At 51.3% G+C, this 6784-nt stretch carries 10 protein-coding genes; 9 read left to right on the top strand and 1 reads right to left on the bottom strand.

Annotated features, from left to right (window positions below; all coding sequences use genetic code 11):
* Positions 1-40 precede the first annotated feature (40 nt).
* Positions 41-403, bottom strand: coding sequence for a DUF302 domain-containing protein (locus IGR76_14150; GenBank protein MBF2079620.1), 363 nt, complete (start codon positions 401-403; stop codon positions 41-43).
* Positions 404-856: 453 nt separating this feature from the next.
* On the opposite strand from IGR76_14150, the gene IGR76_14145 reads away from it, so the two are divergent.
* The 9 genes from IGR76_14145 to IGR76_14105 all read left to right on the top strand — a co-directional run.
* Positions 857-2179, top strand: a complete 1323-nt coding sequence (locus IGR76_14145; GenBank protein ID MBF2079619.1) for an FAD-dependent oxidoreductase — start codon at positions 857-859, stop codon at positions 2177-2179.
* Between the two features lie 52 nt (positions 2180-2231).
* A complete protein-coding gene (locus tag IGR76_14140; protein ID MBF2079618.1) occupies positions 2232-2552 on the top strand; it encodes a winged helix-turn-helix transcriptional regulator in 321 nt (106 codons plus the stop codon).
* 64 nt (positions 2553-2616) lie between these two features.
* Complete coding sequence (locus IGR76_14135; GenBank protein MBF2079617.1) at positions 2617-3222, top strand: DUF3365 domain-containing protein; 606 nt, start codon at positions 2617-2619, stop codon at positions 3220-3222.
* A 10-nt stretch (positions 3223-3232) separates the two neighbouring features.
* The gene (locus IGR76_14130) at positions 3233-3763 is read left to right on the top strand and encodes a DUF3122 domain-containing protein (GenBank protein ID MBF2079616.1); all 531 of its coding nucleotides are present in this window, start codon (positions 3233-3235) and stop codon (positions 3761-3763) included.
* Between the two features lie 28 nt (positions 3764-3791).
* A complete protein-coding gene (locus tag IGR76_14125) occupies positions 3792-4895 on the top strand; it encodes a nitronate monooxygenase (GenBank protein ID MBF2079615.1) in 1104 nt (367 codons plus the stop codon).
* 11 nt (positions 4896-4906) lie between these two features.
* Positions 4907-5536: a radical SAM protein gene (locus IGR76_14120; GenBank protein ID MBF2079614.1), complete on the top strand. Its 630-nt coding sequence runs from the start codon at positions 4907-4909 to the stop codon at positions 5534-5536.
* Between the two features lie 76 nt (positions 5537-5612).
* Complete coding sequence (locus IGR76_14115) at positions 5613-5957, top strand: hypothetical protein (GenBank protein MBF2079613.1); 345 nt, start codon at positions 5613-5615, stop codon at positions 5955-5957.
* An 8-nt stretch (positions 5958-5965) separates the two neighbouring features.
* Positions 5966-6589 (top strand): cyclic nucleotide-binding domain-containing protein, encoded by a 624-nt coding sequence (locus tag IGR76_14110; GenBank protein MBF2079612.1) that lies wholly within the window; start codon positions 5966-5968, stop codon positions 6587-6589.
* Positions 6590-6597: 8 nt separating this feature from the next.
* The coding region (locus tag IGR76_14105) for a transposase (GenBank protein MBF2079611.1) at positions 6598-6784 on the top strand (187 nt) is incomplete at its 3' end.

Genomic DNA, 6784 nt, shown 5'->3' with positions numbered 1-6784 from the left:
TTGAGGTTTCATGGCAGGTTTTATGTGTGATAACTGAAATTTACCATGCCTCTCCTGCCCGCAACCCCTCTTTCATGCAACAACGCCTGTGAATCATCAAAAACATCACGAGCGGGTCAACAGCAGAGATTTCAACCCGTCCATCGTCATGCTCTTGCACCACCACATTACAGGGATACATCACCCCGGCTTTGTCATCGGTTTGCAGCATGTGATAAGCCACCAGCGGATGACACGCCCCTAAAATTTTGTAGCGATGAAAATCGACATCCAACTTTTTCTTGAGCGTAGCCTGGACATCAATCTCTGTTAAAACGCCCAGTCCTTCCTCCCGGAGTGCCTCGGTAACTTGGGCGATCGCCTCATCAAAAGAGACGCCAACAACCTTACTGAAGTGGTACATAACCAAAAATCCTTACGAACAGTCAAGCAATGTATCGAATCTCAAAGCAACGGATGCCTTATTCTATTATTAAATAACTAGATAGTAAAATAATCAAGTATTTTCCAAAATTTATCTCAAAGCCTTGATGCCTGAGTGATTTCAGGGTTCCGAATTTATCCCACTAGGTCTGCCTATACCGTTCGTGTTCGTTCTACACCAAGCAAAATAAGCATAAATACTGGGTTGACAGACACCACTTTAATCCTAAATATGATTATATTACTAATAAGTAGAATAAAATCTAGCGACGTTCCATTGGTGGCGAAAGATTTCCCCACAGATCACAGGACATAGTGTGAGTTTCAGAAATCTTGGCGTAATTAACTCCCAGCGCATAACTCCCCCCTCAGCCATCATTGGGGGGTGCTAGATGGACTCTTCAGCATACATTTCGAGAAGGATTAAAACGCAATGGCAAATATTGTTGTAATTGGAGCTGGATTAGGAGGTTTGCCCGCTGCGTATGAACTACGGCATCTTCTTCACCAGAAACATACGGTCACGCTAGTTTCTGAAAAGCCAGAATTTACCTTTATTCCTGGACTGATTCAAGTCGCGCTCGATTTAAAGCCGCTACATCACATTCAGCTTGATTTAGCGACTCTAGCTCAGCGTCATGGACTAAATTGGGTTTCGGGAAAAGTGACTGCCCTCGATCCAAAGCACCGTACGTTAACCGTTGAGGGACAGGATGAACCGCTGGAGTATGACTATCTTTTAATTGCCACAGGCGCATCCCTTGACCTGGAAGCGATTCCCGGACTTGGCCCCCACGGGGGATATACACAGTCTGTTTGTACACCTGCCCACGCACTGGACGCTCGACAGGCATGGTTAGAGTTTCTAGAGCATCCTGGCCCGATTGTCATTGGGGCGGCTCCGGGAGCGGGATGTTTTGGCCCAGCCTATGAGTTTGCGCTGATTGCCGATCACGAACTGCGCCGCCGAGGATTGCGAGACAAGGTTTCGATGACCTATGTGACCCCCGAACCCTATGCGGGTCACTTGGGCGTTGCGGGAGTCAAACATGCTCAAAAATTGACCGCAGACCTGATGAACAAACGGGGAATTGAGGTGATTGATAATGCAGCGATCGCCTCTATAGAACCCGATACCGTTGTGCTCTCGGATGGTCGTCGGTTGCCCTTTGCATACTCGATGATTTTGCCTGCATTTAAGGGTGCGCAATTCATTCGCGATGTTCCCGAACTCGGTGATGAGCGTAGCTTTATTCCGATCTTGCCGACCCAGCAACACGCAAGCTTTGAAAACATCTATGCGGTTGGCGTCAGTGTGAAATTAGCGCAACCCGACAAAACACCCGTTCCGATTGGATTACCGAAAAGTGGACAAATGGCAGAGGCAATGGCGACGGCTGCGGCTCACAACATCGCCGTGGAACTAGGCGCGATTGACAGCAGCCTGAAAATTCCGACTCTGGAAGCGCTTTGTTTTGCGGAATTTGGCGATACAGGCATTGCCTACATTGCTGCCCCTGTGCTGCCCGATCCAGAGACGGGTCAGCGCAAATACTCCTATGCGGTTCGTGGCCCTTGGGTCGTTTGGGTAAAAGCTGCCTTTGAGGAATACTTTATGACGAAAATTCGGTTAGGTGTGGGTATGCCCTGGTTTGAGCGGTTAGGACTTCGCACTCTATTTGGTTTGAAAATGCTGAAAGATATACCAGCGATCGCCAATAGTAAAACCCCAGATTCGCGATCGCTCGTGAATTAATTGACTTTCCCCTAATCCCGCTCGTTGCCATGTTTTCTAGACCTACAGGCATATGACACCTTCACCCCATCAACCGACCACTCCCTTTGATCCGGATGACCAACCCTTTGATAGTTGGGCGGAAAGATTCCGACTATTAAGCGAACCCAGTCGGTTACGCATTCTATCGGTCATTTGTCAGGGGGAACGCAACGTCAGCGACATCTGTACACTGACAGGGTTACATCAGGCGAATGTATCCAAGCATTTACAATTGCTCAAGGTTGCAGGGGTAGTGGCATGTCGGCGGGTTGGCATTTGTCGGTATTACCGCATTGTGGATGATGAAGTGCGATCGCTCTGTCCAGCCGCGTTGATGAACGGTGAACGCTAGTCTATTGATTCACAGGTGATTCACATGATTCACAGTTGTTTCTCATGATCTTCAGGAGACTATCATGATTAAAACGCTCTCTCATATTTTTCTGGGTCTATCTCTGTTTGTGCTGTGCTTTCTAGGACGTCCGGCGATCGCCCAAGCTCAACCCGACCCAGCCCAACTCGCCAAAGCCGTTCAAGAAATCGAGCAGCTTGATGCCTTACGCAGTGGACTGGCCGACTATCTCAAAGACAGTCCCGAAACGCCCACCGCAGACACCATGAAGCAAGTTTGCAAACCCGTGGGCATGAAAGCAATGCAGTTGAGCAAAGAGAACGGTTGGACGGTCAAGCAAATCGCGACCAAATATCGTAATCCGGATCATAAACCGGATACGCTACACGCCCAGATGGCGATCGCCAAATTTGAGCAAAATCCAGATCTGATGGGCTTTTGGGAACCGGAAACCTTAGATGGACAAACGGGAACCCGCTACTATCGCCGCATCAATGTTGAGGCGAGTTGTCTTGCCTGTCACGGGGCCAAGGGCGATCGCCCGGAGTTTGTCCAGAAAAACTATCCCCAAGATATAGCCTATGACTTCAAGGTGGACGATTTGCGGGGAATGTATGCGGTCTTTATTCCCGATGTCCAGCAGTCCTTAGAAGAAGCGCTCTCAGAGTAGATACGTATTCATGGGATACCACATTCGCAAACTCATTTCGTTGTTATCGGCTACAGCTCTGTTGGGCGTTTGCCTGCTGGGGATTCTCTTTTCTAGCGCTCCCGCCTTGGCGGCCATTCGCCAACTGGAGGAAACCCCTGGTCAGTTCGTCTATCAGTCGCGGCAGGGCGTACAGGATCAACAGGGCGATCGCTGGCAAGTAATCGCGTTTAACCGAGTCCGTCCCGATGGCAGCACCAGCTTCTATGTGCGACTGGTCGGCTTTCCGGGAAGCGTTGACATCGATCGGTCTCGTCCTTTGATTCTGACTCCCACCGTGGGAGAGTCTTTCACTGCTGAGGATGCCTCCAGCCAAATTTTCACCGATGCGTCTGCGCCCGAATCCAACGTGGGACAGTACGACCTGCAACCGTTAGTGGCTGACTTACCGACCGCGATTCCCATGCAGATGACCCTACCTGTTCTGAATCAGGAGGATCGGTTACTGCCTGTCTCGCCATCGCTGATCCAGGAATGGAAAACCGTTGCAGCCTACGACTAAATTCTTCTAAAGCAAGTTTTAAATCGCGATGACAAATCTCCCTTCCCTCACGATTGGCTCCCACACTGCCCGCTATCCGATCATTCAAGGTGGCATGGGCATCCGGATTTCCGGAGCAAATCTCGCCGCCGCTGTCGCGAACGCGGGTGGAATTGGCATTATCTCTGCGGTCTGTTTGGGGCTGCAATCCGAGTACTTTAACCCAGAGGAACCCAGTCCTAAAAAACGCCACGAAAATTTTCTAGAGGCGAATCGACTGGCGTTAATTGATGAACTGCAAAACGCCCGTCAGCTTAGTCCCCAGGGCATTATCGGTGTGAACATCATGGTTGCCGCTCAGGGCTACGAAACCCTGGTGAAAACAGCGGTAGACCACGGTGCGAATGTGATTATTTCGGGAGCTGGATTGCCCCTCAGTCTTCCCGAATATACAGCCCATGCCCCCGATGTTGCCCTAGTTCCGATTGTTTCCAGTGTTCGCACCGCTCGGATTCTTTGTCAGAAATGGCAACGTCAGTATGGGCAATCGCCCGATGCCTTTGTGGTCGAAAATCCCAAGTTTGCCGGGGGACATCTCGGCGCGAAGGAGGAGGAGATTGAGTCGCCGGAATGGGATACGGCTACCGTGATTCCGGATTTGGTTCGCTATCTCCACGACGACCTACAACAGCCGATTCCAGTGATCGCGGCGGGTGGAATTTGGGATCATGCCGACATTGTGCAAGCCTTAGCCTTAGGCGCAAGCGGTGTGCAGATGGGAACGCGCTTCATTACCACCGAGGAATGCGACGCCAATCCTCGTTACAAAGAGTTTCATTTAAAGGCAAAACCTGAAGACATTGTGATCATTTCTAGCCCGGTTGGATTGCCGGGACGAGCCTTGCGGAACCCCTTTGTGGACAATCTGTTAGCTACGGGAACCCCAAATCCCCAGGGAGGCTGTTTTGTAAATTGTCTAAAGGTCTGCAAATTTCGCGATCGCCGCGAAACCTACTGTATTCTCCGCGCCCTAGATCGTGCCGCTCAAGGAGACGTAGAAACAGGACTCGTCTTTGCCGGACACCATACGCGGCACGATGACCACATCCGCCCCGTCGCAGACCTGATGGCTGAGTTAACCCATTCCACTTAAAGGAGATTGCCATGACCACGATGAATCCACCCAGGGATGTGCTTCAGGCGTTGCAGCATATTCCGCCCGGTCACCTCAACATTATGGGATACGTCGATCGCTCGGAGGTGAATGGCCCTGGCTGTCGGGCAGTGGTGTGGGTGCAGGGATGTGCCCGTGAGTGTCCGGGCTGTTTCAATACGGCCTCGTGGTCGTTTGAGGAGAACCAGATCGTTTCCATTGATGCGATCGTGACTCGGATTTTGAGTGAGCCGAGTAATGAAGGCGTCACCTTTTCGGGCGGCGAACCGTTTTGGCAAGCTCCAGCCTTGGCAGACGTGGCGCGACGGGTGAAGGAGAAGGGGTTAACGGTGATGTCCTTTACCGGATTCACGATCGCCCAACTCCGGGCCGAATCCGCTCCTCCAGGCGCACAAGACTTGTTAGCGCAACTGGACATTTTGGTGGATGGCCCCTACGTTGAGTCTCTAGCGATTCATGACCCGACTTCTCTGGTATCGTCCAAAAACCAGCGGGTGCATGTCTTCAACCCCGCATTGAACGATCACCTAACCTGGGCGAGCGACCAAATGGAGGTGCATGTGCTCAAAGATGGCAGCCGCATCGTCACTGGATATCAGGGCCATTTGCAGTTGGATTGAGAAAGTCGAATTGAGAAAAAAAGATTAACCCATCGGTTCGGATACGGTAACCTTCGCTAAATTCAGGAGTAGACCCATGACGACAAAGGCGATTACACGACCGTTACATACATCCGGTATCACGGTGATGAGCAATATCACTAGCATGGAGGTGCGAGGCAGCAAAATCACAAAACTAGCGGGAACTGCCGATCACGGCGGATCGAGTGCATCGGATATTTACATCGACTTAGAAGTTGAGCCAAAGCCGGAACCGTCCGGGCAAGACCCCCAAACGGAGGAATTGGGCTTAGTGCTTAACGCGGCAGATGCTCTAGAACTGGGTCTACTCTTGGTCGCCATGGGACTAGAGGATAAAACTCCAGACCACGTTGCTGCCACTTGCGATCGCTTGAAGGCACTGATAGAGGACGTTGCTTGAGAGGATAAATTTTGTCAGGTTCATCGATTTCAGATCCATCTCGCCTATCGTTGCCCCTCGGACAAGGCGTGAACGAGGCTGTCCCTCAGGATCCACAGGCCATTGACGAACGCTTGAACTGGCTTAGCTTTCATCGGATTTGGGGAACGCTAAGCGATGAGGCGCTGCGGGCGATCGCCCACGTACTGCACCCCCTAGTCGTTGAACCAGAAACCGACATCTATCAACACGGACAAACGGCGATCGGGCTCTATCTGTTGAAATGGGGAACGGTGGAAATCTACCGCTCATCTCCGGTGGGCAAAACCCACATTCACTACCACAGTGCTGGAGATCTCTTTGACTATATCCCCCTCATCAACGACGCCGAACACGGTATCTATCAAGCGAGTGCGATCGCCCTTACCACTAGCGAAATCTGGTTTTTACGGCAATCCGACTTTGAACATCTGCTCCAAACCCATCCCGATATTCAAGGCCCGATCAATCGTCTCCTCGCTCAAGACTTAGGACGGTTTGCCCAGCGGATCGCCTGGGAAGGAGACCGGATTCTAGGACTTCAAGCGGCGTTGTTGCATGAAAGAGGGGTTGCGGGCAGGAGAGGCATGGTAAATTTCAGTTATCACACATAAAACCTGCCATGAAACCTCAATACCGCATCCGCAACTGGTCAGAGTATAACGCTGGATTGAAGGCTAGGGGAAGCCTCACCTTCTGGATCGAAGAATCTGTGCTGGGGCAGTGGGTGGTCGAGGAGTTGAGCGGCAAACCCGGCGCGTCAGTTCTTTATAGTGACCTTGCGATTCAAACAATGGCGACCGTCAAAG

This window comes from Synechococcales cyanobacterium T60_A2020_003, from assembly GCA_015272205.1.
Lineage (GTDB): Bacteria > Cyanobacteriota > Cyanobacteriia > RECH01 > RECH01 > JACYMB01.
Note: the sequence above shows the minus strand (reverse complement) of the source record. Positions and strands in the feature narration are given on the sequence as shown.

Excerpts from the sequence above, each read along its gene's own strand:
- IGR76_14150 (MBF2079620.1), bottom strand. The coding sequence starts at position 403 with ATGTACCACTTCAGTAAGGTTGTTGGCGTCTCTTTTGATGAGGCGATC.
- IGR76_14145 (MBF2079619.1), top strand. The coding sequence starts at position 857 with ATGGCAAATATTGTTGTAATTGGAGCTGGATTAGGAGGTTTGCCCGCT.
- IGR76_14140 (MBF2079618.1), top strand. The coding sequence starts at position 2,232 with ATGACACCTTCACCCCATCAACCGACCACTCCCTTTGATCCGGATGAC.
- IGR76_14135 (MBF2079617.1), top strand. The coding sequence starts at position 2,617 with ATGATTAAAACGCTCTCTCATATTTTTCTGGGTCTATCTCTGTTTGTG.
- IGR76_14130 (MBF2079616.1), top strand. The coding sequence starts at position 3,233 with ATGGGATACCACATTCGCAAACTCATTTCGTTGTTATCGGCTACAGCT.
- IGR76_14125 (MBF2079615.1), top strand. The coding sequence starts at position 3,792 with ATGACAAATCTCCCTTCCCTCACGATTGGCTCCCACACTGCCCGCTAT.
- IGR76_14120 (MBF2079614.1), top strand. The coding sequence starts at position 4,907 with ATGACCACGATGAATCCACCCAGGGATGTGCTTCAGGCGTTGCAGCAT.
- IGR76_14115 (MBF2079613.1), top strand. The coding sequence starts at position 5,613 with ATGACGACAAAGGCGATTACACGACCGTTACATACATCCGGTATCACG.